The organism is Pseudoclavibacter sp. RFBA6, from assembly GCF_002931575.1.
GTDB classification, from domain to species: Bacteria; Actinomycetota; Actinomycetes; order Actinomycetales; family Microbacteriaceae; genus Pseudoclavibacter; species Pseudoclavibacter terrae.
The window spans coordinates 243536-269393 of record NZ_PSUA01000012.1; the positions used below are offsets into that span (position 1 = coordinate 243536).

Sequence of the window (25858 nt, forward strand, 5' to 3'; positions counted from 1 at the left end):
CGCTGTGCGAGCATTGACTCCATGGACTCGCCCGCCACGACGCTCCCCCTCTGGCTGGACCTCACCGCCATCGCCATCGGCGCCATCACGGCGGCCATGGTCGCGGAGCAGTTCCGGGACAAGAAGCTCGACTGGCTCGGCGTCGTGATCATCGGCATCACGGTCGGTCTCGGCGGGGGGATCATCCGCGACCTCCTGCTCGGCATCCGCCCGGTGAGCATGGAGACCGAGTGGTTCCTGTTCACGGCCGGGGCGGCCGCGCTCGGGGGAATGCTCCTGCAACGCGTGCTGCGACGGATGGACGGACTCGTGTCGGTACTCGATGCCGCCGCGCTCGGGTTCTTCTGCGCGGTGGGCACCTTGAAGGCGATGAACTTCGAGCTCCCCATCCTCCCGACCCTGCTCGTGGGCACCGTCACCGCAGCTGGCGGCGGCGTGGTGAGGGACATGCTGCTCGGAATGCCGGTCGGCATCCTCTTCGTCGGCTCGCTGTACGCGATCGCGGCGACGGCGGGAAGCGCGGCGTTCGTGCTCGCCGACTACCTCGGCGTCTCCCAGATCATCGGGATCGTGATCTGCGTCGCGGTGACGTTCGCGGTGCGCATGGCGAGTGTCTGGTTCGGGCTCAGCCTTCCCGAGCAGATAGCGCTGCGGATGCCACGGTTCCGACGATCTCCGCGCACGGGGAAGACAGAGCGGGAGCGGCCGTTCACCGACCGGGAGATCCTCGAGGCGTCTGGCTTCCATGCTCTCGACACTCGCCCCATCGCCGTCCTCGAGGAGAAGCGGGCCAGCCAGGAGCAGCAGAGGGCGAGCGGCCCGAACTCGGAGTGAACTCCGGTCGGGGCGCCCGCCCTCCGAGGCGGTCGCGGCTACGCGACGGTCGTCAGCTGCGCGTCGAGCTCGGCCTCCGTCTGCCCGCGCAGCGCACGGTTGACGCCCGACACGATGGCTTTGAGCGAAGCGGTCGAGATGTCGCTGTCGATGCCGACACCCCACAGGCGCACGCCGGCGACGTCGAGCTCGATGTAGGCAGCGGCACGCGCGTCGCCGCCGACCGAGAGCGCATGCTCGACGTAGTCGAGCAACTCGACCTGCAGGCCCTGCTCACCGAGCAGCTTCATGAAGGCGTCGAGCGGCCCGTTGCCCTTGGATGCATGGTCCGCGACCGAGGTCCCGTCTCGCAGCGAGACGCTGAGGTCGACCGCTCCGTCGAGCGCTGAGCTCGTCGCGGTGCGGAACAGCTCGAAGCGGCCCCACTTGTGCTGCTCGCTCTCGGCGGGCAGGTACTCGTCGTTGAAGATGCGCCAGATGGCGTCGGTCGAGACCTCGCCACCTTCGGAGTCGGTCTTGTTCTGCACGACGCCCGAGAACTCGATCTGCAGGCGACGCGGCAGGTCCAGGTTGTGGTGCTCCTTGAGCAGGTACGCGACACCGCCCTTGCCTGACTGCGAGTTGACGCGGATCACGGCCTCGTAGCTGCGTCCGAGGTCGCGGGGGTCGACGGGCAGGTACGGGACCTCCCAGGTCAGCTCGTCGACGGAGACCCCGAGGGCTTCGGCTTTCGCGGCCATCGCCTCGAAGCCCTTCTTGATGGCGTCCTGGTGCGAACCGGAGAAGGCCGTGTAGACCAGGTCCCCACCCCACGGCGCGCGCTCGCCCACTGGGAGCTGCGTGCAGTACTCGACCGTGCGACGGATGCCGTCGATGTCCGAGAAGTCGATCTGCGGGTCGACGCCCTGCGTGAACATGTTGACACCAAGCGTCACCAGGTCGACGTTGCCCGTGCGCTCGCCGTTGCCGAAGAGGCATCCTTCGATGCGGTCGGCACCGGCCAGATAGCCGAGCTCGGCCGCCGCGACGCCGGTGCCCCGGTCGTTGTGGGGGTGGAGGGACAGCACGACGCTCTCGCGCCGTGCCAGGTTGCGGTGCATCCACTCGATCGAGTCCGCGTAGACGTTCGGGGTCGACATCTCGACCGTCGCAGGCAGGTTGATGATGACCGGACGTTCGGGGCTCGCGTCGAAGCCCTCGATGACCTGGTTGCAGATGTCGACGGCGAAGTCGAGTTCGGTGCCGGTGTAGCTCTCCGGCGAGTACTCGTAGTAGATCTTCGTGTCGGGCACGATCGCCTCGGCCTCACGGCACAGGCGCACACCCTCGAGCGCGATGTCGATGATGCCCTGGCGGTCCTTGCGGAAGACGACCTCACGCTGCAGGACGCTCGTGGAGTTGTAGAGGTGGACGATCGCCTGCTTGGCGCCCTTCAGCGACTCGAAGGTCCGGGTGATCAGGTGCCCGCGGGCCTGCGTGAGCACCTGGATCGTGACGTCGTCGGGGATGACGTTCTCTTCGATGAGCGAGCGCACGAAGTCGAAGTCCGTCTGGCTGGCCGACGGGAAGCCGACCTCGATCTCCTTGTAGCCCATGCGGACCAGCAGGTCGAACAGCGCGCGCTTGCGCTCTGGCGACATCGGGTCGATGAGGGCCTGGTTCCCGTCGCGCAGGTCGACGGCGCACCAGCGGGGTGCGCGCTCGATGCGCTTCGACGGCCAGGTGCGGTCGGGCAGATCGACGGCGATCTGCTCGTGGTGCGGGATGTAGCGATGCGCTGGCATCGACGACGGCTGCTGCAGGTTCTTCATTTCTAGCTCCCAGATTCGCTTCGAGACGTGCTAAGCCGACAGCAGACTCCGCGGCGAGGGGGGCTTAGAGCGAAGCCTCGCCGCGGCAGCGAAGAAGGAGGGTGCCGAACAGCATGGTCACAGCGTAACACCGAGGCGCTCGTTCACTTGCTCGCTCAGTTGAGTCCGTGCTCGTAGGCGAAGACGACGAGCTGCACCCGATCCCTCAGCCCGAGCTTCGCGAGCACGCGCGAGATGTGGGTCTTCACCGTCGCCTCGCTGAGGAACTCCTGCCGCGCGATCTCTCCGTTCGAGAGCCCCCGCGACGCGAGCGCGAACATCTCCCGCTCACGTTCCGTGAGCGTCAGGTAGCACTCCGGGACGGCCGCGGTTGCGGGCACAGCGGCCGAGTAGCGCCGGATGAGGTCCGCAGTAGCCTGGGCCGCGAAGACCTCCGCGCCGGTGTTGACCGTGCGAACCGCCGCGAGAAGGAACTCGGGGTCGGCGTCCTTCAGCAGGAAGCCGCTGGCACCCGCACCGACGGCCCTCGCGACGGCCTCGTCGAGGTCGAACGTCGTGAGGACGAGGATGCGCGTCGCCGAGCCGCTCGCGACGATCTGCTTCGTGGACTCGAGACCGTCTTGACCCGGCATGCGCACATCCATGAGCATCACGTCCGGCTTCAGCGCCTTCGCAAGCGCCACCCCTGCGGCCCCATCGCTCGCCTCCCCGATGAAGCGCATGTCGTCCTGGCTCTCGATGAGCATCCTGATGCCGCTGCGGAACAGAGGCTGGTCGTCGACGAGTGCGACGGTGATCTGACTGCTGGTCACGGGTCCTGCCTCTCGGTTGTCGTGCGAGCACGGTCGCCCTCGAGCCCTCCCGTGCCGCTCGGCTGAGCTGAAGCGAGCGGCAGCCAGGCGTGGACGCGGAACTGCCCACCCAGTCGCTCTGCCTGCACGTTACCGCCTGCGATGCCGATGCGCTCGGCCATGCCGATGAGACCGTGCCCCGTGTCGCTTCGCGGCCGGGGCGGGTCGGCGATGGCGTTCACGATGGTGACCTCGAAGACCTGTCCCCAACTCAGTCGGACGACGACCTGCTGCGTCGCGTCACCGTGCTTGAGGACGTTCGTGAGCGACTCCTGCAGCAGGCGGAAGACCGCGCCCTGAGCCTGCGTCGAGAGCGCACCGGGCTGCCCACGGGTCTCGAGCTGCAGATCGAGGCCAGCCGCGCGCATCCGCGAGTAGAGGGCCTGAAGCTCCTCGAGCCCGGGCTCGGGTCCCGCCTCCTGGCTGTGCCGCAGTTGTCCGAGGAGCCCTCGAACGTCGACGAGGGCACTCCTGGCCGTCGACGAGATCGTCACGAGGGCGGCTTCTGCGGCGTCCGGGCTGCTCTTCATCGCGTACCTGGCGCCATCGGCCTGGGCGACGACGACGGCGAGCGAATGCGCGACCACGTCGTGCATGTCGCGAGCGATCTGCGTGCGCTCCTGCTCGGCCGTCAGCTGCTCCTTGGCGCGCAGACGCTCCAGCTCGGTGATGGCCGCGCGGTTCTTGACCTCCTGCGCCCTCAGGTGCATGCGGCGCAGCAGCCCGGCCAGCCAGGACACGACACCAGCCCCGACGAAGAGAAGCCAGATGAGTGCCGCCGCGAGGAGGAACTCGTCTCTGCTGCCGTCGAGGTTCGACGCGATCGAATCCCAGGTGAAGGTGCTGGGGTTCCAGTGCGGGATCAAGGCGACGATGATGGTTGGCGCGACAATCCCGTAGGCGCCGGAGGTGACGAGCAGCGCCCGGCTGCCGTACGCGACGGCGGCGTAGATGCTGAGGTAGATCGCGACATCCTGCGGATGAGGCCCGAACGCGAAGATCGACTTCAGCAGGGCCGCCAGGACGACGATGAGGAAGCTCGGCCACGGCGCGTAGCGGCGGAGGATGATCGCGACCGTGAAGAGCACCCAGGAGGGCAGCAGCAGCCAGGTCAGGGTTGCGCTGTTCGGGGCGTCGTAGTCGAAGGGCAGCCCCAGGCTGATGGCGAAGAGCACGCCGAGGATGATGTCGGTCACCCACTGGAGCCAGGTCAGGCGGTGGGTGTGCTGCGTCCACAGACGCGTCACTGTGGCGAGGAGCGATTCCCGCCTCTTCGGCTCCACCGCCCGAGTGGCAGGGCTCGCCGTCTCAGAACCCGAGGCGTCCGAGCTGCTTCGGGTCACGCTGCCACTCCTTCGCCACCTTCACGCGGATCGAGACGATAACGCGTCCCTCGGTGATCTGCGAGATCTCCCGCTGCGCCTGTTCGCGGATGCGCTTGAGCCGTTCGCCGCCGCGTCCGATGATGATGCCCTTCTGGCTGTCGCGCTCCACGACGATGTTGACGTAGAGCTCACGCGTCACGCCATCGTCGCGGGTGACGATCTCCTCGACCGTGACGGCGATCGAGTGCGGGAGCTCGTCGTGCACGCCTTCGAGGGCGGCCTCGCGAACGAGCTCGGCCGCGCGCTGCTCGAACGACTCCTCGGTCTTCATGTCGCTCGGATAGAGCGGTTCCGAGTCCGGGAGGAGCGCGAGGATGATGCCGGTGAGCGTGTCGAGCTGGATGTCCTCGGCTGCCGAGACCGGCACGATGTCGTCCCATTCGCGAAGACCCTGCACGTCGACGAGGCGCGCCGCCAGGACGTCACGGCTGACGGTCTCGGCCTTCGTGACGATGGCGATCTTGCGCGCTTTCGGCGCCTCTTCGAGCTGCTCGTTGATGAAGCGGTCCCCCGGGCCGACCGGCTCGTTCGCCGGCACGCAGAATCCGATGACGTCGACCTCCGCGAGCGTCGCGTGGACGACGTCGTTGAGACGCTCGCCGAGCAGCGTGCGCGGGCGATGCATTCCCGGCGTGTCGACGATGATGATCTGGCCGTCCTCGCGGTGGACGATGCCTCGAACGGCCCGGCGGGTCGTCTGGGGCTTGTCCGAGATGATGGCGATCTTCTCGCCGACCAGTGCATTCGTCAGAGTCGACTTTCCCACGTTCGGGCGACCCACGAAGGTCACGAATCCTGCTCGGTAGTTCGTCATGCTTCGATTCCTGACTCTTGAAGTGGTTCCAGGCGACGCGCCAGGACGGTGAGGATGCGCTTGCGGGGGCCGACTCGCTCGGCCACGAGCTCGATGCCGTCGACGACCGCCCTGTCCCCGCGTTCGGGGATCTTCGACAGCGACTTCGCGAGCAGGCCGCCGACGGAGTCGACGTCATCGAACTCGAGGTCGATGTCGAAGAGGTCTCCGAGCTCGCCGGTCGCGAGCCGGGAGGAGACCCGGTACCCGCCGTCGAGCAGCTTGCGTGGTTCGTCGCCCGGTCGATCGTACTCGTCGCTGATCTCGCCGACGAGCTCTTCGATGAGGTCCTCGAGAGTGACGAGTCCCGCGATTCCGCCGTACTCGTCGACGACCATGGCGAGGTGCGTCGCGGATGCCTGCATGCGCCGCAGCAGCAGATCGGCGCGGAGCGACTCAGGGACGAAGTCGGCCTGACGCGCCAGCTCCACGGCGGGCTTCGACCGGCTCTCCTCCTGCAGCGACTGCCGCACGAGGTCCTTCAGGTAGAGCACGCCGAGAATGTCGTCGCTGTCTCGCCCCACGACGGGGGCACGGGAGATGCCGGTTTCGAGGAACTGCTCGAGTGCGTCTCTGACGCCCTCGTCACCGTCGATCGTGACCATGTCGGTGCGGGCGACCATGACCTCGCGGACGAGTCTGTCTGAGAACTCGAAGACGGAGTGGATGAGTTCGCGGTCGCCGTGCTCGAGCACCTTGAGGTCGGCAGCCTCGTCGACCATGTTGAGGAGTTCCTCTTCACTGGAGACCGAGCCTATGCGCTGCGGTCGTCCCGGTGTCACCCGGTCGCCGAGCACGACGAGAAGGTCTGCGACGGGTCCGATGACCACCCGGACGGCGCGCGCGATCGGCGCGGCGAAGCTCATGACCTGCTGCGGATGCGCGCGGGCGACGCTTCTCGGGCTGGTCCCCGCGATGATGAACGACACCAGGATCATGATGGCCACGGAGACGAGGAACGCCTGCCACCTGACGTCGAAGAGATCGGTCAGGATGAGCGTCACGAGCACCGCGGACATGCTCTCGAACAGGACGCGCGCGAAGGTCAGCGCGTTGCTGTGCGCCCCAGGATCGGCGGCGATGGCCTCGATGGAGCGCCGAGCGCGGCTCCCAGCCGCTACCTGCTCGAGCTCGGGCTTGGAGAGGCGAGCGATGACCGCTTCAGTCGCGGCGAGCAGTCCGCTCAGCGCCACCATCAGGACGATGGCGGCGACGAGCAGAACCGCGGTCATCTGGCGCGCTTCCTCTCCTGGAGGTGGAAGCCGACGAGGATGTCGCGCTGGAGCCCGAACATCTGCTTCTCCTCCTCGGGCTCGGCGTGGTCGAAGCCCAGGAGGTGGAGCACGCCGTGCGTCGTCAGCAGCAGCAGCTCGTCCATCATGGAGTGCCCCGCCGCCTTGGCCTGATCCGTGGCGACCTGCGGGCACAGGACGATGTCGCCGAGCAGTCCCGGAGGAGTCTGCCTGTCGACGTTGCCTGGCCGGAGCTCGTCCATGGGGAAGCTCAGCACGTCGGTCGGGCCGGGCTCGCCCATCCACTGCACATGCAGCTCCTCCATGGGGCCGACCTCGACGAGGACGATGGCGAGCTCCGATTCCGCATGGACGTGCAGCTGGTCGAGCGCGTACGCCGCGACACGCTGCAGGGCACCCTCGTCGACCTCGTAGCTGGCCTCGTTGTTGACCTCGATGCTCATCGGCCCTCGTTCCTGTCCCGGCGACGGTGATCGTCGGCCTGTTTCTTCTGGTCGTACTCGGTGTAGGCGTCGACGATGCGCGCGACCAGCGTGTGCCTGACGACGTCGTCGCTCGTCAGGTGCGAGAAGTGCACCTCGTCGATGCCGCCGAGCACGTGTGTGACGAGCTTCAGCCCGGAGGCTCCCATGGGGAGGTCGAGCTGCGTGATATCGCCGGTGACCACCATCTTCGAGCCGAAGCCGAGCCTCGTGAGGAACATCTTCATCTGCTCGGGGGTCGTGTTCTGCGCTTCATCGAGCACCACGAACGCGTCGTTGAGTGTGCGCCCGCGCATGTATGCGAGAGGCGCGACCTCGATCGTGCCGCTCGCCATGAGCTTCACGACGACCTCGGGGTCGAGCATCTCGTTCAGCGCGTCGAAGAGCGGTCTCAGGTACGGGTCGATCTTGTCGTTGAGCGTGCCGGGCAGGTAGCCGAGCCGCTCGCCGGCCTCGACGGCGGGACGAGTCAGGATGAGGCGCGTGACTTCCTTGCGCTGGAGGGCCTGCACGGCCTTCGCCATCGCGAGATACGTCTTCCCGGTGCCGGCGGGGCCGATGCCGAAGACGATCGTGTTGTCGTCGATCGCGTCGACGTACTGCTTCTGCCCGAGCGTCTTGGGGCGGATGATCTTGCCGCGTGACTGCACGATCGCCTGTCCGAGGACGTCGGTCGGGGTCTCCTCGCCACGATCGATGAGACGCTGCGAGCGCTCGACCTGTGCGGGCTCGAGGTCGACCCCGTTCCGAGCCATCGCGGTGATCTCTCGCAGCAGCGCTTCGGCCGCCGCGACGTCGTCACGCTGCCCGCTGAAGGTGATCTCGTTGCCGCGGGCGAGAACACGAACGCGCGGATGCTCGCGCTCGACTGACTTGAGCAGACGGTCACCCGGTCCGAGGAGACGCACCATGGCGACCCCCTCGACCGTCGTGGTCTGCTCGACGAAATCGCTAGGGGCCTCCGGCTGCTGCGGGCCCTGGGGCGATGCACTGTCTTGACTAGGCAAGGGATCCTTCCGAGAGTCCTCCTCCGAGGACATGAGCGTGAACGTGGAAGACGGTCTGGCCCGCGGCCGCTCCCGAGTTGAAGACGAGGCGGAACTCGCTGTCTGTGTGCTGGTCGGCAAGCCCCTGGGCGACCGCGACGAGCTCGGCGAGGAGCTCGGGATCGCCGGCCGCCAGCTGTGCGACGTTCGCGTACTCCTGGGTCTTGGGCACGACGAGGAGGTGCACGGGTGCCTTCGGACTGATGTCCTTGAACGCGATGACCCGGTCCGACTCGAAGACGATGTCGGCTGGGATCTCGCGATTGACGATGCGCGTGAAGATGGACGGCTCTGAACTCGACATGCGACCAGCCTACGACTCGGTGCCCGAGCGGAGCCGCGAGTCCCACGAGCCGCTCAGCGCGAGGATCGCTGCGATGGCCGCCGGTGCGGCACTCGACGTGCGGAGGACGGCGGCGCCAAGATGAACGCGCCGGGCGCCTGCCGCCTCGAAGACCGCGAACTCGCTCTCGTCGATGCCGCCCTCTGGTCCGACGACGAGGGTGAGGCCGACGCCGCCGGAGGCGGGATCGTCGCCGAGCGCGTCCCGCAGCGAGACGTCGCCGAGTGGGTCCAGCACGAGCAGCGGGCCGTGCGCTGCGAGCCCGGCGACGCTGGCAGTGGTGTGCAGCGGAGCGACCTCCGGCACCCAGGCGGAGAGACTCTGCTTGCTCGCCTCCCTGGCAACGGCGGCCCAGCGCTCTCTGCCCTTCTCGGCTTTCTGATCCCAACGGCTGACGCTGCGCTTCGCCTGCCACGGGACGAAGGCGGCAGCCCCCAGCTCGGTCGCGACTTGCACGGCCAGCTCGTCTCGACCGCCCTTCGCGAGCGCCTGGACGACCGTGACGAGGGGCTTCGGCTCGGGGACGCGCCTCACCCCGACGACGTTCACGACCGCAAGGTCGCGTTCCAGGGCGGCGAGCTCACCGTCGACGACGAGGCCGCGTCCGTTGCCGAGCTGCACGCGCTCGCCCACGCGCATGCGCGCGACGCCCATGTGCTTGGCCTCCGCCCCGCGGACCTGGGTGACGTCGCCCGCACGAAGCGCCTCGTCGAGGTCCTCAGCGAGGTAGAGCCAGGCCACGTCAGCGGCCGAATCGGTCGCGGAGCTTCGAGAACATCCCCTGCTTCTCTCGCGCGAGACGCGGGGCCTCGTGACGGTGCCGTGTCGCGAACTCCTCGATCAGCTTGCGCGACTTGCCGTCGAGCTTCGCGGGAGTCAGGACCTGCACCGCGATGTCGAGGTCGCCTCGGTGCGTCGAGCGCAGACGGGTGATGCCGCGCCCGCGAACGGTGAGGACCTCGCCGGACTGGACGCCGGCCGGGATCTGCAGGTCGACATCGCCGTCAAGGGCCCCGACCGTGGTCGAGGTGCCGAGGATCGCATCGGCCATCGACACCTCGATGACGCACTGCAGGTCGTCGCCGTCGCGAGAGAAGACCTCGTGAGGTCGGACCCGGATCTCGAGGTACAGGTCGCCGTTCGCTCCACCAGCCGGACCGGCTTCGCCCCGGCCGGGAAGGTGGATGCGAAGCCCGGAATCGACTCCGGATGGGATGTCGACCGGGATGCTCACGTTGGCGCGAACACGGCCCTGGCCGTGGCACGTCTCGCACGGGTGCTCGATGACGGTTCCGTAGCCGCGGCACTGCGCACACGGCTGGTTCGTGACGACCATGCCGAGGATGGAGCGCACCTGGCGCTGGACCGAACCGGCTCCCCCGCATGCCGAGCACGTCGTGGGCGAGGTGCCAGGAGCGCAGCACGTGCCCTGGCAGTTGTCGCAGGCGACCGCGGTGGTGACTTCGAGGTCGCGGTGCGTGCCGAACATGACCTCGTCGAGGTCGAGCTCGACGCGAACCAGCGCATCCTGACCACGCTCTGCCCGCGACCGCGGACCCCGGGAACCCTGCTGCCCGAAGAAGGTCTCGAAGATGTCCCCGAAGCCCCCGAAGGACTGCCCGTCAGGCCCGCCCTGGTCGTACTGTCTGCGTCGCTCGGTGTCGCTGAGCGTGTCGTAGGCGTGCGTGACGGACTTGAATTGCTCCGCGGCGTCCGCGGACGGGTTGACGTCCGGGTGCAACTGGCGGGCCAGCTTGCGGTAGGCCTTCTTGATCTCGTCCTGGGACGCCTCGCGGCTCACGCCGAGCACGTCGTAGTGGTCTGCCAAGAGTGGCGACTCCTTCTTTGCATCTGTGAATGTGTGCCTGCGTTGTCAGGCACTGGGTGCAACCGCCGGCGAACCGGGCGGTGTCGGTCAGGCGTCCAGGTGTCGTTCGTCGAGCACCCGTGACAGGTAACTCGCAACGACCCTCACGGCCTGGATATTCCGCGGGTAGTCCATTCTCGTCGGTCCGACGACTCCGAGGCGCGCGTCGCTGCCGGAGCTGCGATATCCGCTAGTCAGGATGGCCGTCTCGCCGAGGCCCAGGTCGACGTTCTCCTGGCCGATGCTCACCGAGTAGGCCTCGGTGCTGGAGTGCAGCTCGTCGAGGAGCCGCAGCAGCACGACCTGCTCCTCGATGGCCTCGAGCACCGGGAGGATGCTCGATGGGAAGTCGCGTTCCGTTCGAGCGAGGTTGGCGGTCCCTGCCATGACGAGGCGCTCCTGGCGGTGCGCGAGCACGAGCTCGAGCAGGTTGGCCACGACGGGCGCGAAGAGCTCCGCGTCCTGCTCCCCCATGATGCCGCTCACGTCTCTCAGCTCGGTGGATGCGTGCGCGACGGTCCGGCCGACCAGGCGCCCCGCGAGGCGATCGCGGAGCACGTGAAGCTGCTCGACACTCACCTCGGCCCCGAGGTGCCCGATGCGCTGCTCGACGCGGCCGGAGTCGGTGATGAGGACGGTGAGCACCCGCCGGCTCGACAGCAGCACGAATTCGACGTGCTGGATCGACGCGTTCGCGAGCGACGGGTACTGCGCGATCGCGACGGAGTTCGTCAGCTGGGCGAGCAGGCGCACCGAGCGCCCGAGCACCTCGTCGACATCCTCGCTGCCCTCGATGAACGTCTCGATCGCGCGTCGCTGCGCTCCCGAGAGCGGACGGAACTCGGCGAGCCGGTCGACGAACAGCCGGTAGCCCTTGTCCGTCGGGATGCGCCCGGAGGACGTGTGCGGCGCGACGATCAGCTCGGCGTCCTCGAGCTGCGCCATGTCGTTGCGGATGGTGGCGGCCGAGACGCCGAAGTCGTGACGGTCGGCGATCGACTTCGAGCCGACGGGCTCACGGCTCGTCACGTAGTCGGTGACGATGACTCGGAGCACCTGCATGCTTCTGTCCGAAACCACGATGCTCCTTCCGCTGCCGACCGCTGGCCCTCGACGGGGCGCCCATCTGGCACTCCCAGTCAGAGACTGCCAATCCTACCGCGTTCGCTCGCCCGCAGGGGCAGAACGCCCAGGCCGTCACCGAGCAACCGAAATAGCCTGGGTAGAAACCGTCGAGAGGAATCCCATGTCCGATCACAACGCACCGAACCCGCAGCCTGGGCACGAGGATCCTGCTCAGCAACAGCCGTACAGCCAGCCCGGCCCGTACGGGCAGCAACCACCGTACGGCCAGCAGGCACCGTATGGCCAGCAGGCGCCATACGGGCAGCAGCCCCGGTACAGTCAGCCGCAGTACGGCCAGCAGCAGGCCGGGCCGCACTCGAGCGGTGCCACGACCTCCGAACCGCCGCTGACGGCCGACGGGGACCGCCTCGTCGCAACGTTCGATCACCTGCTCAACATCGTCGCGCCCGCGGTCGGCCCGCTGATCCTCTGGCTCGTGACGCGGCGGCGAGGCTCACTCGCCAACAGCGAGGGCCGCGAAGCCCTCAACTTCGGCATCACCGTCTCGATCGTCTACGTGGGCATCGGGGTCCTCTCGCTGCTGTCCATGTTCGGCGGACCGTTGGCGCTGCTCGTACCCCTGCTGTACCCGCTGCTCTGGGTCGCCGTCGTCGTATACGCGATCCTCGCTGCAGTCCAGGCCAACCAGGGACGACCGTACCGCTACCCGGTGACCTTCCGGTTCGTCAGCTGACGAGCGCACGTCTCAGACGGCGATGCGCCTGACGATCGCATCCGCCATGAGGCGGCCCCGCAGTGTGGGCACGAGCCTCCCCTGCAACGCGGCCCTGCCATCGACGAGCGACTCCGCGATGAGCTCGGCAACCACGCTGGAATCCTCGAGCTCGGAGATCGCGAGCCCTTCGCGCAGTCTCGAGCCGAGCATGATGCGCTCGAACCGCTTCGTGTCCTCGTCGAGCACCTCACGCCCCATGGCAGGGGTGATGCCGTCGGCGAGCCTCGACGCGTACGCGCTCGGGTGCTTCGCGTTCCACCAGCGCACTCCGCCGACGTGGCTGTGGGCGCCCGGTCCGAAGCCCCACCAGTCAGCGTCCCGCCAATAGGACAGGTTGTGGCGCGACGGGTGCTCGCCCCGCAGCGACCAGTTGCTGACCTCGTACCACTCGAAGCCGGCCGACGCCAAGCGCTCCTCCGCGAGCTCGTACATGTCCGCCTGCAGGTCATCGTCGACGGCGGGCACCTCGCCGCGGCGAATCTGCCTGGCGAGCTTCGTGCCGTCCTCGATGATGAGGGCGTACGCGCTCACGTGGAGCGGCTCCTGGGCGAGGGCCATGTCCAGCGATCGGCGCCAGTCGTCGAGCGACTCCCCCGGCGTGCCGTAGATGAGGTCGAGACTCGGTTCGAGCCCGACCTTCTTGGCAGCCGCGACGACGATCGGGATGCGATCCGGGTCGTGTGTGCGCTCGAGCACGGCCAGCACATGTGGGACCGCCGACTGCATTCCGAAGCTCACGCGGGTCACGCCGGCCTCCCGCAGCTGCGCGAGCTCACGTTCGCCGACCGAGTCCGGGTTCGCCTCCACGGTCACCTCGGCGTCGGGCGCAAGGCCCCAGCGGCTGCGAACGCCATCGAGCATCGCCGCGAGGTCGCTGACCGGGAGGAGGGTCGGCGTCCCACCGCCGAAGAAGACCGTCGACACCTGGCGGGGCGAGCCGCTGAGAACGCGCTCTGCGATCGCCATCTCCTTCTCGACCTCGCCTGCGTAGCTCGAGCGGGATACCCCTCCCAGCTCCTCGGCCGTATACGTGTTGAAGTCGCAGTACCCACACCTGACTCGGCAGAAGGGCACGTGAATGTACACGCCGAAGTCTCGCGCTTCGGCGCCGATGAGAGCCTGAGCGGGGAGCTCGCCGCTCGGCGGGACCGGCTCGCCAAGAGGCAGGGCGCTAGGCGTCAAGACGGCCGTTCAGCTTGGCCCAGCTCGGGGCGAGAGTCTCGTGATGCACCAGGACAGCCTAGGCGGTATCCGTCGCCACAGCACCCGGACCCCCACCGTGCGTTGCGCTCCCGCCCAACTGAAGGGACTACCGTCTGAGTCATGAGCACCCAGGCGACCTCCCACAAGCACGTTCTCGTCTCCGGGGCATCCGGCATGATCGGCCACAGCCTGATCGAGGAGCTCCACGCGCACGGCCACCGCGTCACGCGGCTCGTGAGGCGCGAACCGAAGGACAGCACCGAGTTCCGTTGGAACCCCGCGCAGCGCACCCTCGACGCGAGGGTGCTCGACGGAGTGGACGCGGTGGTGAACCTCTCGGGGTCGCCGCTCAGCAAGCTCCCGTGGACCTACAACGTGAAGAAGGAGATCCTCCGGTCGCGCGTGAACGCGACGCTCACGATCACTGCCGCGATGGCAGCGTCGGCGAACCCGCCCACGCTGCTCATCAACGGCTCCGCCTCGGGTGCCTACGGCGACCGGCCCGGCCAGGTCCTCGACGAGGACTCCGCGCTCCCCGAGACCGACGAGTTCCTGCCCCGCGTCGTGGACCGGTGGGAGCGCGCGGCGCAGACGGCGCCGGAGGGCACCCGCGTGGTGCTCGCGCGCACGGGGCTCGTGCTGGGCCGAGGCGGAGTCCTCACCGTCCTCAAGACGCTGGCGAGCGTCGGGCTCCTCTCGCAGCTCGGCGACGGCACGCAGCACTGGCCGTGGGTCAGCCTCCGCGACGAGGTGCGCGCCCTCAGGTTCCTGCTCGAATCCGATGACGCGCACGGCGCCTACAACCTGGTCGGTCCCGCTCCCGCGACGGCCGACGAGATCCAGCAGCAGCTCGCGACCGAGCTCGGTCGCCCCTACAAGCTGAAGGCGCCGTCGACCCTCATCGACCTCACCCTGCAGAAGGCCGGCCGTGAGCTGTTCCTCGCCGACCAGCAGATCCGGCCGAAGCGCCTCCTCGACGCCGGATTCTCGTTCAAGGACCGGACGGCCGCGCAAGCGGTCGAGCTCGCGCTCAAGTCTCCCGAGTTCGAACCAGAGCCAGGAGCCGGTGTCTGACGTCGATCGGCTCCCGGTTCAGGCCGCCTCGGGGCGCACCTTCTCCAGGCGGATGCCCTGGCGAAGCGCTGTCCTCGCACGTTTGCGGTCCCCGGACGCCGAGTAGGCGAGCCCCAGGCGCATCCAGGCTCGCCAGTCGTCCGGGGCGGCTTCGACCTCGGCCTTCCACCTGGGGAAGTCCTCGTCGGCGGCCTCCCGCACGACTCGTCCGCTCGGACGCTTCGGCAGGTCGTCCTCCGGCAGCTCCCCCGCATCAGCGAGGCGCCGGAGCAGGCGCTCCGTCTGCATCCCGAACAGCAGCTCGCGTGCGATGAAGACGACCGCGAGGATCGGGAAGACGATGAGTGCCGCGCCCATGATCTTCGCGACGATGTCTCCCGCGAAGAGCGAAACCGCCATGCCCGCGACGAACACGACGTAGAGCAGCAACAGCAGCGTGACAGCCGCGACGCCGAGCTTCGTGGCGAGGTTGCGCTTCACGCTCGGCCCAGCAGCTCGCCGAGGCCGAGCACACCGTCGAGGCCGACCGTCGTGCCCTGTGAGGACCTCGCATGCCCGATTGCCAGCGTGATGCCCCGCACGTAGGCCTCCTGCGACATCGTCTCGTGCCGAATCGTGAGCACCTCACCCGCTCCTCCGAGCACGACCTGCTGGTCGGCGACGATGCCCCGCAGGCGCATGCTGTGGATCGGCACGCCAGCGACCAGCTGTCCTCGCGCCTCCTGATCAGCATGCGGTGGGCGCAGAGGGTGCTCCCGCGCTGCGGCGATGCGCTCCGCCGTGCGGACCGCCGTTCCGGACGGCGAGTCGACCTTCTTGTCATGGTGGGCTTCGAGGATCTCGATCGAGTCGAAGAACCTGCCGGCGACGCTCGCCAGCGCCGTGCCGAGCACGGAGCCGAGCGAGAAGTTGGGGACGAACACAGCTGCTCGCCCAGCTGGCACGGCCGCTGCGACGCTCGCGATCCGCCGCTCATCCCAGCCGCTCGTGCCGACGACCACATCGAGCCCATGCTCGAGCGCGAACGGTACCGCGATCTCGGAGGCATCAAGATGCGACACGTCCACGAGCACGTCTGCGCCGAGCATCTCCTCAAGCGGGGTCGCGCTCGTCAGCCCCGCGTGGAGCACAAGCCCCTCCGTCGAGTCGATGATGCGCTCCACAAGGCTTCCCATGCGACCGGATGCGCCGAGCACGGCGACCTGAGTTTCCATGTCTCCAAGGGTACGGGCAACCGCCGACGATCCAGGGCGCTGCGGCGAGAGCGTCTGCGCGCGCGGCGAGCCCGAACGCCGCGAGGAGTCAGATGGCGATCGAGGCGCTGACGCCCGTGCGCAGCTCCGGAGTCAGGTGCGACTGGTCGTTGAACAGCAGCAGCTCCGCTGGCTTACGGGTACGGACGCGCACGACGGTCAGCCCCGTGTTCACCGAGTTGAGCCCGAGCCAGCGCCACTCCGGGGCGTCGACGACCCTGCGCACGAACTCGCCGATCACGAAGTTGTGCGTCACGAGGAGCGTGTGCCGATCATCACGGCTCTTGCTGAAGAACGTGTCATACGCGTCGCTCATCTGCGCCACCCCCGCCTCGATGACCTCGTCGCCGATGCCGCCGAAGAAGCCGTCGTAGATGGAGGGGGCACCGTCCTGTCCGGTGGGGATGCAGTCGAACAGCAGCGTCGACTCGAGAGCCGCCGGCCCGCTCGTGTACTGGTCGATGACCGCGCTCGTCTGCACGGCACGATCGAGCGGCGAGGTGTAGGTCTCGCTGAGCGGGACAGCGGCGAGACGACGGCCGATCAGGTGAGCCTGCGCCCGGCCGCGTTCGGAGAGCGGTCCGTCGTTGATACCGTGCTCTGCGTTCTCCTGCTCGCCGTGCCTGACGAGGTAGAGGTAGTGCGACATCAGCGGCGCTCCAGTTCGGTCCTTGCTTCGGACGACAGCTTACCGACCGCGGATGCGACGAGCTCGCCGCTGAACATGTCGGCGGCGACCGACTGCACCTCGTCGAGCGTCACGGCCTCGACGCGTGACAGTGCGGCCTCGAGATCGTAGAACCGGCCCGTATGGATCTCCGCGCGGCCGAGGCGCGACATGCGGGTGTCCGCGTCCTCGATCGCCAGCGCGGATCCGCCGGCGCTCGCACTCTTCGCATCCGCCAGTTCCGTGGCCGTCACGCCGTCCTGGACGAGCTTCTCGGCTTCCTGACGCAGCACTCGGACGGTCTCGAGCGCGTTGTCAGGGGCGCATCCGGCATACATGCCCGTGACGCCCAGGTCTGAGTGGCTTCCCCCGAAGGAGTACACCGAGTACGCGAGCCCGCGCTTCTCCCTGATCTCCTGAAACAGACGCGATGACATGCCGCCACCGAAGATCCGATGCATGAGGCCGAAGGCCTCCCGGCGCGGGTCGAGCTGGGTGATGCCCTGTCCGCCGATGACCAGCGCCAGCTGCTCGAGCGGGCGGTCGATGGCGGACAGAGGATGGGTGGGCGCGGCTGACCCGTGCTGGAGGGCCGTCTCTCGACGCGCTACGGGGGCGGACGGCACGTCGAGGTCCCACCCTCCGGCTTTCAGGTTCCGCTCGAGCTGTGCCCGGACCTCGTCGTGGTCGACGGCGCCCGCGATCGTCACGACGAGCTCCTCGGGACGGTAGTGCTGGCGATAGGAGCTCCAGACGGCGTCGCGGTCGGCAGCCCTGATCGAGGCTGGGGTTCCGCCGATGGGTCGCGCGAGCGGATGCGTTCCGAGCAGCGTCTCGTAGAAGCGCTCCCACACGACGTCGTTCGGGTCGTCGTCGGCCATCGCCAGCTCTTCGATGATGACACCGCGCTCGATCTCGAACTCAGCCGCGTCGATCACGCTCGAGGTGATCATGTCGCTGAGCACCTCGACGGCCATCGGCAGGTCCGCGTCACGGACCTTCGCGTGGTACAGCGTGTGCTCCTTCGCCGTCTGCGCGTTGACCTCGCCGCCCACCCGCTCGAACGCGGCCGAGACCTCGAAGGCAGTGCGAGAAGGTGTCCCCTTGAAGAGCAGGTGCTCCAGGAAGTGCGTGGAACCGTACTCGTGGGGCTGCTCGTCGCGCGAGCCAACCGGCACCCACAGCCCGATGCTGGAACTCGCTGCCCCCACGACCGCCTCGGTCAGCAGGCGCACGCCGCTGGGCAGGACGGACCGGCGGAAGAGACCGCCGTTCGACACACGTGCTTCGATCTCGGGAAGGTCAAGTGGCAGTTCAATGGCATCGCGCATAACCAGTCAAGCCTAGAGCGTCCCAGCGGTACGAGCGTCAGCGACGTGGGAACTCCCAGCAGCGACGCGGAAGGGCAGCCGACGGACAGCAAGACGGCCCCGCGCAAAGATGCGCGGGGCCGTCTTGCTGATGCGGAGCCGGAGTTACTCGGCGCCTGCCTCGAGGGCGACGCCCTCTTCAGCTGCTGCTTCCTCGACCACTGGGGCGAGCGAGAGCTTTCCGCGGTCGTCGACCTTGGTGATCTCGACGAGGATCTTCTGGCCGACTCCGAGCACGTCCTCGACGTTCTCGACGCGCTTGCCACCGGCGAGCTTGCGCACCTCGGAGATGTGCAGGAGGCCGTCCTTGCCCGGGAGGAGCGAGACGAAGGCACCGAACGACGCGATCTTGACGACCGTGCCCAGGTACTGCTCGCCGACCTCGGGGTTGGTCGGGTTCGCGATCGCGTTCACCGCTGCGCGAGCGGCCTCGGCGGACGGACCATCGACAGCGCCGATGTACACGGTGCCGTCGTCCTCGATCGAGATGTCGGCGCCGGTGTCGTCCTGGATCTGGTTGATGACCTTGCCCTTTGGCCCGATCACCTCGCCGATCTTGTCGATCGGCACGCGGACCGAGATGATGCGCGGAGCCGTGGCTGCCAGCTCATCCGGCGTGTCGATGACTGCGTTGATCGCCTTGTCGAGGATCTGGATGCGAGCATCCCGAGCCTGCGTCAGCGCGCCGTCGAGGACCGACGTCGGGATGCCGTCGAGCTTCGTGTCGAGCTGGATGGCCGTCACGAACTCGGCCGTACCGGCGACCTTGAAGTCCATGTCGCCGAGTGCGTCTTCAGCGCCGAGGATGTCGGTGAGGGCGGCGTAGCGGGTCTCTCCGTCGACCTCGTCGGAGACGAGGCCCATGGCGATGCCGGCAACGGGCGCACGGAGCGGCACGCCGGCGTTGAGGAGCGACAGCGTGGAGGCGCAGACCGAGCCCATGGACGTCGAGCCGTTCGAGCTGAGCGCCTCGGAGACCTGGCGGATCGCGTAGGGGAACTCCTCGCGGCTGGGGAGCACCGGCACGATGGCGCGCTCGGCGAGGAAGCCGTGCCCGATCTCGCGACGCTTCGGCGAGCCGACGCGTCCGGTCTCACCCGTCGAGTACGGCGGGAAGTTGTAGTGGTGCAGGTAGCGCTTCGACGTGATCGGCGAGAGCGAGTCGATCTGCTGCTCGAGCTTGAGCATGTTCAGCGTGGTGACGCCGAGGATCTGCGTCTCGCCGCGCTGGAAGATAGCCGAGCCGTGCACGCGAGGCACGACGTCGACCTCTGCGTCGAGCTGGCGGATGTCGGCGACGCCGCGTCCGTCCATGCGCTTGCCCTCACGGAGGATGCGTCCGCGGACGACGTCCTTCGTGACGGTCTTGTACGCGGCGGACACCTGACCGGCGACGGAGGCGTCAAGCTCTCCGCGTTCGATCTTCGCAGCGATCTGCTCCTTGACGCTCGCCTTGAGGGCGTCGTCCGCGTCCTGTCGCTCGACCTTGCCGGCGATCTGGTACACGTCGACGAGGCCGTCGTGCGAGAGCGCGGTGACGGCGTCGAGCGCCTCCTGCGTGTACGGGAGGAAGACGGGGTACTCGACGACGGGCTTCGCGGCCTGGTCTGCGAGCTCCTGCTGTGCCTTCACGAGCTGCGTGAGGAACGGCTTCGCGGCCTCGAGGCCCTGTGCGACGACCGCTTCGTCCGGCTTCTGCGCGCCGGCCTGGATGAGGCCCCACGCGTGCTCGGTCGCCTCGGCCTCGACCATCATGATGGCGATGTCTTCGGTGCCGTCAGCCTTGGTGACGAGGCGGCCGGCGACGGTGAGGTCGAAGACCGCGTCAGCGAGCTGCTCGAACTTCGGGAACGCGACCCACTGACCGTCGATGAGCGCGAGACGCACACCGGCGATCGGGCCCGAGAAGGGCACGCCACTCAGCTGCGACGAGAGCGACGCGGCGTTGATGGCGAGGGCATCGTAGAACTCGCCCGGTGCGATGGAGAGCACGGTGACGACGACCTGGACCTCATTGCGCAGGCCCTTGACGAAGGACGGGCGCAGGGGGCGGTCGATCAGGCGGCAGACGAGGATGGCCTCGGTCGAGGGGCGACCCTCACGGCGGAAGAACGATCCGGGGATCTTTCCGGCGGCGTAGCTGCGCTCCTCGACATCGATCGTGAGCGGGAAGAAGTCGAAGTTCTCCTTCGGGTTCTTCGAGATGCTCGTGGCCGAGAGCAGCATGGTCTCGTCGTCGAGGTAGGCGACGGCGGAGCCCTGCGCCTGCTGGGCGAGGCGCCCCGCTTCGAAGCGGATCTTGCGCTGGCCGTGCTTGCCGTTGTCGAGAACGACTTCAGAGAACTTGATTTCGGGACCTTCCAAGAGGTCTCCTCCTTTTGCGTGTGCACGCGAAGGGAAAGCGCGACCGGGTCATCCCGGGCTGATCGTCAGTAGAAGACCTCTGTCTTGTTCGCGCTTCGACGCGAAGCCACGACAGGAACCCACCACCGAGGACCAGCTACTCGCCGCCCCGCGTATCTTGAGTGTTTGCGACATCGACTCTACCAGCGGAGGGCGCCGAGCAGCTGGAACCCGTGCGGCGATTGCCGACGGGCCCCAAAACGCTGTGGACCTGGCCCTCTTACTTCTTGCGCGACGCTCGAGGCAGCTCCGTCACGAGCGGGAACTCGCCGGTCGGCTTCTCCCCCTCGTCGTAGAGCTTGCTCGGGGATCCGACGATCTTCTTGTCGGCGGCGTGCGCGACGCCCTCGTCCTTCGACGGGTAGTCGAACTGCGAGAGGACATAGCGCATGGCCTCGAGCCTCGCGCGCTTCTTGTCGTTCGACTTGACGACCGTCCACGGAGACTCCGCGGTGTCGGTGTAGAAGAACATCGCCTCCTTGGCCTCGCTGTACTCGTCCCACTTGTCGAGGGAGGCGAGGTCGGTCGGGCTCAGCTTCCACTGTCGCACCGGGTCGTCCCTGCGGGCGGCGAAGCGCGCGAGCTGCTCGGCCCGACCGACGGAGAACCAGAACTTGATGATGGTCGTGCCGGAGTTGACGAGCATCCGCTCGAACTCAGGAGCCGAGCGGGTGAACTCGAGGTACTCCGTCGGCGTGCAGTAGCCCATGACGCGCTCGACGCCAGCACGGTTGTACCAGGATCGGTCGAGCAGCACGATCTCACCACCGGAGGGCAGGTGCTCGACGTACCGCTGGAAGTACCACTGCGACTGCTCCTTCTCCGTCGGCTTCTCGAGCGCAACGGTTCGGGCGCCTCGGGGATTCAGGTGCTCCATGAAGCGCTTGATCGCCCCGCCTTTCCCGGCGGCATCGCGACCCTCGAAGATGATGACGACCTTCTGGCCGGTCTCCTTGACCCAGGTCTGGAGCTTGAGCAGCTCGATCTGCAGTGCGCGCTTCTGCTTCTCGTACTCCTTGCGCGGGAGCTTCGTGTCGTACGGGTAGCCGTGCCGCCAGGCCTCGCCAAGCGGGTCCTCGTCTCGCAGCTCGGCGAGCTCGTCGATCTCGGGCGTCGTGTCCGGGATACCCGCCCGCTTCAGGCGGTACGCGGCCTGAGTCCCTTGGGTGACCCTGCGAGAGCGACCGTTCGAGCCGGCGGCAGACTTGCGTGCATCGTCGAGGGCTCCGTCGCCGTCGGATGCGGTCTTTGCCTGGCCCTTTGAACCTGCCTGATGCTGAGCTGGGGTGCGAGAGGCTGCCATGACGACAGCCTAGTCGCGCCTCGGCGCGCGGTCACCGTGACAGCGGTCGATCTGCGTCGCACTCGTCCCGCGCTGCGAACGCGAAAAGAGCCCCTGCCGATGGCAGGGGCTCTTCGCAGCAAGTGCTTAGCGGCGGAGGCCGAGTCGTCCGATGAGCGAACGGTAACGCGCGATGTCGACGTCGGCGAGGTAGCCGAGCAGACGACGACGCTGACCCACAAGCAGCAGGAGACCACGACGCGAGTGGTGGTCGTGCTTGTGCTCCTTGAGGTGCTCGGTGAGCTCCTTGATTCGCGTGGAGAGGATGGCAACCTGAACTTCAGGGGAGCCAGTATCACCCGGGTGCGTTGCGTACTCTTCGATGATGGCCTTCTTGCCCTCAGCGCTTAGTGCCATTGACAGACCCCCTTCTCTTTCGTTGCGCGGCGCTCAGCACACAGCGTGCGAGCTCTCTTGATCCGCGGCCGTTTCACGGCAACCGAAAGAGCATATCAGGTTCGACGGCTCAGCTCACACCGAGCAGGTCGATGATGAAGACAAGCGTCTTGCCTGACAGCGGGTGGCCTCCGCCTGCCGCGCCGTAGGCGAGGTGGGGTGGGAGCACGAGCTTGCGGCGTCCGCCGACCTGCATGCCGGGGATGCCCTCCTGCCAGCCGCGAACGAGCGCCTTGAGCGGGAAGTTGACCGACTCGCCACGGTTCCACGAGGAGTCGAACTCCTCCCCCGACTCGAATTCGACGCCGAGGTAGTGCACGTCGACCGTCGAGGACGGTTCCGCGACAGCCCCGTCGCCCACGATGATGTCTTCGATGACCAGCTCTGCTGGTGCCTCTCCACCTGGGAAGTCGACTTCTGGCTTGGTGCGATCAGTGTTTGTCATGTCCTACATCCAAGCGCCGGAGCCTGGACGAGTCCCGGATGACGCGCCGTGAGGCCGCGCCTGCGCCTGGATGAGCTCGCCCCGCAGCTCGCCCAGACGGCGCAGCAGGAGGCGCTCGTCCAAGAGCTTGCTGGTCCGACTCGGGTCGAGGACAACCTGGTGGCGCACGCTGGCAAGACGCGTGGACTCCGTGATGAAGTCCCGCATGGCCTTGTCCGCGCGCTTCCCTGATCGTCGCGCCCAGGCGCGTGCGCTCGACCTGCCCCGCATGGTCGAGAGCATCCTGATCTCCGCGGGCGAGTACCAGCCGACGGCCGCGTACTCGGAGAGACGCTCGACGATGATGCGCGCGTCTCTCTTCCGCAGCAGGAAGATCGTCACGATCCAGGCGATGAAGATGGGCACCATCACGACGGCGAAGAACAGGATGAGGCCGAGGATGCCCGCGGACTGCTGCACGAGGCCGGAGCCCACGTTCCACAGCGCGTGGAGACCCATGGCGGGAATCAGGCCGAGCGCGAAGCCGCCGAGCGCGGATCCCCAGCCACCGCGGCGCGCGCCGATGCCCATGCCGATCCCCGTGAGGGAGACGCACATCGGGTGCAGAAGCGGAAGGGCTATGCCGCGGATGAAGTACTGGGCGACGAACCCGCCGACGCCTGCCTCCTGCCACATCGAGGAGAAGTAGAGGATGTTCTCGGTGAAGGCGAACCCGGCGCCGAGCAGCGCACCGTAGACAAGGCCGTCGGTCGGGCCGTTGAAGTGGCGCCGAGCCACCGCATAGATGACGATGAGGCCGAGGCCCTTCCAGATCTCCTCGCCGACGGGAGCCTCGACGGATGGCCCCCACCAGGCCGGGAGCGCGCCGGGCAGGAGGGCTTCGCGCACCAGACCGGTGAGCAGCGCACCGCCGACCGCGATGCCGCCGCCCCAGAACACCGCTCCGATGAGCAGGATGCGCGGCTCCGGCTCCCAGCGGTCGATGAGCCAGACGACCATCCACACGACGAAGAGCGGGATGAGGGCCGCGAGGACGCTGCCGAGGAGCACGACGTCGCTGCTGCCGAGGTAGGCGAGGAAGAGGACGACGGCGATGATGAGCGCCGCCAGGCTCATCACGACGATCGTGGTGATGCGCATCGCGAGCTCGCCCCTGGTCGGGGGCTGTGGCAGCGCGAACTGCGGGTCGAGCTGACGCGGCGCGCCGGGTGCAGACCAGGCGCCCTGCTGTGGCTGAGGCGCGGTCACGAGGCGGCCGACCTGGTTCCGGCGACGCCGAACGCAGCGAGCTGCGAGCGGTGCTCCTTGACGCGGTCGAGCATCCGCTTCTCCACGACGCGTCGGTTCGGATCACGCTTGTTGACACGCGCGTGCTCGCGAGCGAAGGCCAGGCGTGACGAGTCCTGCACGAAGCCACGCATCGCGCGGTCCGCTTCGGGGCTCACCGACTTGGCCCACGCGAACGCCTGCTCCCGTGCGCTCCAGTCACCGATCATGGCGACCTCCGAGGTCGTGAACCACCCGGCGTCTGCGTACTCGCCGAGCCGATCGACGATGATGAGACGGTCGCGGTCGTGCAGCTTCACGAGAAGCCAGGCCAGCAGCAGGAAGATGGGCAGCTGGACGACAAGGTAGAAGATGAGCCATCCGAACTGGTTCGTGGGGTCGACGCCGAGGAGCGGCAGGATGAGAAGGCTGCCGCCGTTCCAGAAGGCATGCGCGAGAATCGCGATGACCAGGCCGCCGAGCCCCATGAGGACGGGGCGCATCCATCCGCCGCGGCGCGCTCCCCAGCCGATCGCCATCCCGGTGATGCCCGTGAAGAGGGCGTGCGCGAACGGCGAGAGGATGCCGCGCACGATGAACGTGGACGCGAAGCCCGCGGCGGAGTCGGCTGCCTGCGAGAAGTAGATGATGTTCTCGGTGAAGGCGAAGCCCGCCCCGATGACGGCTGCGTAGCTGAAGCCGTCGAGCGGGCTGTCGAAGTGTCGCCTCGCGAACACCAGGATGAGGAACAGCCCGACGGCCTTGATGGCCTCCTCGGAGATGGGCGCCTGGATCAGCACGGAGAACTTGCTGACGTCGCCTTCGGTCGACAGGTAGGACCTCGCGACGTCGAGCATCATCCCGCCCGTCACGAGGGTGCCGACGACGGATGCGCCTGCTCCCCAGAAGAGCCCGAAGGCGAGCAGGATGCGGGGCTCCGGCTCCCACCGGTCGAGCCACCAGACCGCGGCGAGCACGAGGCCGAGCGGCACGAGGGCTGGGATGGCCATGGTGAGGGCCGCGAAGCGCAGCTCGCTGAAGAGCCAGGCGACGACGCCGACGGAGAGCAGGACGGCGAAGCCGAGCAGCAGCAGCCAGGTGAGCCTGCCCCGCGTCAGCCTCCGACGCTTCTTCGGCGCGACGGACGTGGCACTGCTCATCGATGGTCCTCCGTGCGTTGGGTGGGTGTCTGGATCGGGGGGCTGCCGGGATCGCAGGGCGCGCGGGTCGCCCCGTCTCGCCCGCACGCTGCGGTCAGCTTAGCCAAGGCGGGGTGCGTCGAGCGAACGACCAGTCGGCGGTCGCAGTCGCACGGTAGATTGGGACACATGATGCGTCTCGGATTCCTTCTCGGTGCCACTGTCGGCTTCATCGCTGGTATCAGCACGAGTCGAGTGCATGCGGAAGAGGTAGCGAAGGACATCGGCGGCAAGTCCAAGGCGTTCGCCGAGCGCATGACGGTCTCGGCCGAGGATCTGCGGCGACGCAGCGACACCCAGCTCGAGGACATGCGCCGGCGCGTGGACGAGCAGCTCGAGGACATGCGCAAGCGAGTCGACGATGGATTCGACGACGTGAAGCGTCGGGTCGAGGAGGAAGTCGAGAAGAGCATCGAGTCCCAGGTGCAGACACTCGTGCGTGCCGGCCAGGCCCGCGAGGACGTGCTCGAGACCTTCGAGGACGATGACGCGGACGCCATGGTCTCCCCCACTGAGACCGCGTCGCCCCGCCACGCGGCTCGCGTCGACGATGCGCCTGCGGCATCGGACGAGAAGCCGTCCACCTGACCCGTCCAAGCCTGACCAGTTCGGCCCCGCCGGTGCACGTGCACCGGCGGGGCCGAACTGCTTGCG

26 protein-coding genes are annotated in these 25858 nt (G+C 67.9%); 4 read left to right on the plus strand and 22 right to left on the minus strand.

From position 1 onward, the window contains the following. The first annotated feature begins 21 nt into the window (after window positions 1-21). On the plus strand, window positions 22-834 hold the full coding sequence (locus C5C17_RS11060; protein WP_104253429.1) for a trimeric intracellular cation channel family protein: 813 nt from the start codon (window positions 22-24) through the stop codon (window positions 832-834). Window positions 835-872: 38 nt separating this feature from the next. Here the strand turns inward: C5C17_RS11060 and leuA are convergent, their stop codons facing one another. The 11 genes from leuA to hrcA all read right to left on the minus strand — a co-directional run bounded on the left by leuA (window position 873) and on the right by hrcA (window position 11805). Beyond that, entirely contained in the window at window positions 873-2645 is a 1773-nt protein-coding gene (gene leuA, locus C5C17_RS11065; protein ID WP_104253430.1) for a 2-isopropylmalate synthase, read from the minus strand. Between the two features lie 155 nt (window positions 2646-2800). Then, the gene (locus C5C17_RS11070) at window positions 2801-3457 is read right to left on the minus strand and encodes a response regulator transcription factor (RefSeq protein ID WP_104253431.1); all 657 of its coding nucleotides are present in this window, start codon (window positions 3455-3457) and stop codon (window positions 2801-2803) included. Continuing rightward, a complete protein-coding gene (locus C5C17_RS11075) occupies window positions 3454-4839 on the minus strand; it encodes a sensor histidine kinase (RefSeq protein WP_146079148.1) in 1386 nt (461 codons plus the stop codon). The genes C5C17_RS11070 and C5C17_RS11075 overlap by 4 nt, the downstream gene beginning before the upstream one ends. Next, on the minus strand, window positions 4805-5695 hold the full coding sequence (era, locus tag C5C17_RS11080) for a GTPase Era (RefSeq protein WP_104253433.1): 891 nt from the start codon (window positions 5693-5695) through the stop codon (window positions 4805-4807). The genes C5C17_RS11075 and era overlap by 35 nt, the downstream gene beginning before the upstream one ends. After that, window positions 5692-6966 (minus strand): hemolysin family protein, encoded by a 1275-nt coding sequence (locus C5C17_RS11085; RefSeq protein ID WP_104253434.1) that lies wholly within the window; start codon window positions 6964-6966, stop codon window positions 5692-5694. The genes era and C5C17_RS11085 overlap by 4 nt, the downstream gene beginning before the upstream one ends. Next, entirely contained in the window at window positions 6963-7430 is a 468-nt protein-coding gene (gene ybeY, locus C5C17_RS11090) for an rRNA maturation RNase YbeY (RefSeq protein WP_068480328.1), read from the minus strand. Before ybeY ends, C5C17_RS11085 begins: the two co-directional genes overlap by 4 nt. Then, complete coding sequence (locus C5C17_RS11095; RefSeq protein WP_244295982.1) at window positions 7427-8380, minus strand: PhoH family protein; 954 nt, start codon at window positions 8378-8380, stop codon at window positions 7427-7429. The genes ybeY and C5C17_RS11095 overlap by 4 nt, the downstream gene beginning before the upstream one ends. A gap of 88 nt (window positions 8381-8468) precedes the next feature. Beyond that, window positions 8469-8819, minus strand: coding sequence for a histidine triad nucleotide-binding protein (locus C5C17_RS11100; RefSeq protein WP_104253436.1), 351 nt, complete (start codon window positions 8817-8819; stop codon window positions 8469-8471). Window positions 8820-8828: 9 nt separating this feature from the next. Next, window positions 8829-9599 carry a 16S rRNA (uracil(1498)-N(3))-methyltransferase gene (locus C5C17_RS11105; protein WP_104253437.1) on the minus strand — a complete coding sequence of 257 codons (771 nt, stop codon included), beginning with the start codon at window positions 9597-9599 and terminating at the stop codon, window positions 8829-8831. Between the two features lies 1 nt (window position 9600). Then, a complete protein-coding gene (gene dnaJ, locus C5C17_RS11110) occupies window positions 9601-10686 on the minus strand; it encodes a molecular chaperone DnaJ (RefSeq protein WP_104253438.1) in 1086 nt (361 codons plus the stop codon). Window positions 10687-10773: 87 nt separating this feature from the next. Then, window positions 10774-11805 (minus strand): heat-inducible transcriptional repressor HrcA, encoded by a 1032-nt coding sequence (gene hrcA, locus C5C17_RS11115; protein ID WP_104253439.1) that lies wholly within the window; start codon window positions 11803-11805, stop codon window positions 10774-10776. Window positions 11806-11971: 166 nt separating this feature from the next. Here hrcA and C5C17_RS11120 point away from each other — a divergent pair, with 166 nt between their 5' ends. Beyond that, window positions 11972-12544 carry a DUF4870 domain-containing protein gene (locus C5C17_RS11120; protein ID WP_181028557.1) on the plus strand — a complete coding sequence of 191 codons (573 nt, stop codon included), beginning with the start codon at window positions 11972-11974 and terminating at the stop codon, window positions 12542-12544. 12 nt (window positions 12545-12556) lie between these two features. Here the strand turns inward: C5C17_RS11120 and hemW are convergent, their stop codons facing one another. After that, window positions 12557-13768: a radical SAM family heme chaperone HemW gene (hemW, locus tag C5C17_RS11125; protein WP_104253441.1), complete on the minus strand. Its 1212-nt coding sequence runs from the start codon at window positions 13766-13768 to the stop codon at window positions 12557-12559. Between the two features lie 141 nt (window positions 13769-13909). On the opposite strand from hemW, the gene C5C17_RS11130 reads away from it, so the two are divergent. Then, the gene (locus C5C17_RS11130) at window positions 13910-14863 is read left to right on the plus strand and encodes a TIGR01777 family oxidoreductase (RefSeq protein ID WP_104253442.1); all 954 of its coding nucleotides are present in this window, start codon (window positions 13910-13912) and stop codon (window positions 14861-14863) included. 18 nt (window positions 14864-14881) lie between these two features. Here C5C17_RS11130 and C5C17_RS11135 read toward each other — a convergent pair whose 3' ends face one another. From C5C17_RS11135 to C5C17_RS11180, 10 genes are all read right to left on the minus strand, one after another. Next, a complete protein-coding gene (locus C5C17_RS11135) occupies window positions 14882-15343 on the minus strand; it encodes a hypothetical protein (RefSeq protein WP_181028558.1) in 462 nt (153 codons plus the stop codon). Next, a complete protein-coding gene (gene dapB / locus C5C17_RS11140; RefSeq protein WP_104253443.1) occupies window positions 15340-16077 on the minus strand; it encodes a 4-hydroxy-tetrahydrodipicolinate reductase in 738 nt (245 codons plus the stop codon). Before dapB ends, C5C17_RS11135 begins: the two co-directional genes overlap by 4 nt. Before the next feature lie 88 nt (window positions 16078-16165). Then, a complete protein-coding gene (locus C5C17_RS11145; RefSeq protein WP_104253444.1) occupies window positions 16166-16765 on the minus strand; it encodes a histidine phosphatase family protein in 600 nt (199 codons plus the stop codon). After that, a complete protein-coding gene (locus C5C17_RS11150) occupies window positions 16765-18114 on the minus strand; it encodes a pitrilysin family protein (protein WP_104253445.1) in 1350 nt (449 codons plus the stop codon). Before C5C17_RS11150 ends, C5C17_RS11145 begins: the two co-directional genes overlap by 1 nt. 144 nt (window positions 18115-18258) lie before the next feature. Beyond that, window positions 18259-20517 (minus strand): polyribonucleotide nucleotidyltransferase, encoded by a 2259-nt coding sequence (locus C5C17_RS11155; protein WP_104253446.1) that lies wholly within the window; start codon window positions 20515-20517, stop codon window positions 18259-18261. A 259-nt stretch (window positions 20518-20776) separates the two neighbouring features. Next, window positions 20777-21859 (minus strand): polyphosphate kinase 2, encoded by a 1083-nt coding sequence (ppk2, locus tag C5C17_RS11160; protein WP_104253447.1) that lies wholly within the window; start codon window positions 21857-21859, stop codon window positions 20777-20779. A gap of 126 nt (window positions 21860-21985) precedes the next feature. Further along, window positions 21986-22255 (minus strand): 30S ribosomal protein S15, encoded by a 270-nt coding sequence (gene rpsO, locus C5C17_RS11165; RefSeq protein WP_104253448.1) that lies wholly within the window; start codon window positions 22253-22255, stop codon window positions 21986-21988. A 109-nt stretch (window positions 22256-22364) separates the two neighbouring features. Then, on the minus strand, window positions 22365-22739 hold the full coding sequence (locus tag C5C17_RS11170; RefSeq protein ID WP_068480291.1) for an FKBP-type peptidyl-prolyl cis-trans isomerase: 375 nt from the start codon (window positions 22737-22739) through the stop codon (window positions 22365-22367). A gap of 3 nt (window positions 22740-22742) precedes the next feature. Then, window positions 22743-23987 carry a PrsW family intramembrane metalloprotease gene (locus tag C5C17_RS11175; RefSeq protein ID WP_104253449.1) on the minus strand — a complete coding sequence of 415 codons (1245 nt, stop codon included), beginning with the start codon at window positions 23985-23987 and terminating at the stop codon, window positions 22743-22745. After that, a complete protein-coding gene (locus C5C17_RS11180; RefSeq protein WP_104253450.1) occupies window positions 23984-25165 on the minus strand; it encodes a PrsW family intramembrane metalloprotease in 1182 nt (393 codons plus the stop codon). Before C5C17_RS11180 ends, C5C17_RS11175 begins: the two co-directional genes overlap by 4 nt. A 168-nt stretch (window positions 25166-25333) precedes the next feature. On the opposite strand from C5C17_RS11180, the gene C5C17_RS11185 reads away from it, so the two are divergent. Continuing rightward, window positions 25334-25792, plus strand: coding sequence for a hypothetical protein (locus C5C17_RS11185; protein ID WP_104253451.1), 459 nt, complete (start codon window positions 25334-25336; stop codon window positions 25790-25792). The last annotated feature ends 66 nt before the right edge of the window (window positions 25793-25858 follow it).

What these genes read in the sequence shown, in the direction of transcription:
- C5C17_RS11060 (WP_104253429.1), top strand. Translation starts at nt 22, where the DNA reads ATGGACTCGCCCGCCACGACGCTCCCCCTCTGGCTGGACCTCACCGCC.
- leuA (WP_104253430.1), bottom strand. Translation starts at nt 2,645, where the DNA reads ATGAAGAACCTGCAGCAGCCGTCGTCGATGCCAGCGCATCGCTACATC.
- era (WP_104253433.1), bottom strand. Translation starts at nt 5,695, where the DNA reads ATGACGAACTACCGAGCAGGATTCGTGACCTTCGTGGGTCGCCCGAAC.
- C5C17_RS11085 (WP_104253434.1), bottom strand. Translation starts at nt 6,966, where the DNA reads ATGACCGCGGTTCTGCTCGTCGCCGCCATCGTCCTGATGGTGGCGCTG.
- ybeY (WP_068480328.1), bottom strand. Translation starts at nt 7,430, where the DNA reads ATGAGCATCGAGGTCAACAACGAGGCCAGCTACGAGGTCGACGAGGGT.
- C5C17_RS11095 (WP_244295982.1), bottom strand. Translation starts at nt 8,380, where the DNA reads ATGGTGCGTCTCCTCGGACCGGGTGACCGTCTGCTCAAGTCAGTCGAG.
- C5C17_RS11100 (WP_104253436.1), bottom strand. Translation starts at nt 8,819, where the DNA reads ATGTCGAGTTCAGAGCCGTCCATCTTCACGCGCATCGTCAATCGCGAG.
- C5C17_RS11120 (WP_181028557.1), top strand. Translation starts at nt 11,972, where the DNA reads ATGTCCGATCACAACGCACCGAACCCGCAGCCTGGGCACGAGGATCCT.
- C5C17_RS11130 (WP_104253442.1), top strand. Translation starts at nt 13,910, where the DNA reads ATGAGCACCCAGGCGACCTCCCACAAGCACGTTCTCGTCTCCGGGGCA.
- dapB (WP_104253443.1), bottom strand. Translation starts at nt 16,077, where the DNA reads ATGGAAACTCAGGTCGCCGTGCTCGGCGCATCCGGTCGCATGGGAAGC.
- C5C17_RS11145 (WP_104253444.1), bottom strand. Translation starts at nt 16,765, where the DNA reads ATGTCGCACTACCTCTACCTCGTCAGGCACGGCGAGCAGGAGAACGCA.
- C5C17_RS11150 (WP_104253445.1), bottom strand. Translation starts at nt 18,114, where the DNA reads ATGCGCGATGCCATTGAACTGCCACTTGACCTTCCCGAGATCGAAGCA.
- ppk2 (WP_104253447.1), bottom strand. Translation starts at nt 21,859, where the DNA reads ATGGCAGCCTCTCGCACCCCAGCTCAGCATCAGGCAGGTTCAAAGGGC.
- rpsO (WP_104253448.1), bottom strand. Translation starts at nt 22,255, where the DNA reads ATGGCACTAAGCGCTGAGGGCAAGAAGGCCATCATCGAAGAGTACGCA.
- C5C17_RS11170 (WP_068480291.1), bottom strand. Translation starts at nt 22,739, where the DNA reads ATGACAAACACTGATCGCACCAAGCCAGAAGTCGACTTCCCAGGTGGA.
- C5C17_RS11180 (WP_104253450.1), bottom strand. Translation starts at nt 25,165, where the DNA reads ATGAGCAGTGCCACGTCCGTCGCGCCGAAGAAGCGTCGGAGGCTGACG.
- C5C17_RS11185 (WP_104253451.1), top strand. Translation starts at nt 25,334, where the DNA reads ATGATGCGTCTCGGATTCCTTCTCGGTGCCACTGTCGGCTTCATCGCT.